This is a genomic window from Paraburkholderia sp. SIMBA_054 (assembly GCF_046534875.1).
Lineage (GTDB): Bacteria > Pseudomonadota > Gammaproteobacteria > Burkholderiales > Burkholderiaceae > Paraburkholderia > Paraburkholderia hospita.
This window is the reverse complement of record NZ_JAWRXV010000405.1, coordinates 1-343: the sequence shown is the minus strand read 5'-3', so window position 1 is coordinate 343 and position 343 is coordinate 1. Positions and strand designations below refer to the sequence as shown.

Annotated in this window: 1 protein-coding gene; it reads right to left on the bottom strand. The window is 65.0% G+C overall.

Going from position 1 to position 343, the window contains the following annotated elements; translation table 11 throughout:
• On the bottom strand, positions 1 to 343 hold a 343-nt coding region (locus SB822_RS55675; RefSeq protein ID WP_410858921.1), incomplete at both ends, for an ATP-binding cassette domain-containing protein.

The window sequence follows — 343 nt, the reverse complement described above, 5'->3', positions numbered from 1 at the left end:
TTCCGGGCGGCGCGCGAGTGCCCGCGCGATGCCCACGCGTTGGCGCTGACCGCCCGACAGCTGATGCGGATAGCGCGCCAGCACGAATGTCGGCAACCGCACCATGTCGAGCAATTGACGCACCGGCACGCCGTCGTTGCCGATCGCTTCGGCCAGCGTCGTGGCAATTGTCTTGCGCGGGTTCAGCGAATTCGTCGTGCTCTGAAACACCATCTGCACACGCTGACGAAACGTCGCATTCTGCGCGCGCGTCATCGTGTTCAACGCGTCGCCTCTGAAACAGATCGAGCCGGCGGTCGGCGCAGTGAGGCCGACCATCATGCGCGCGACAGTCGATTTGCCG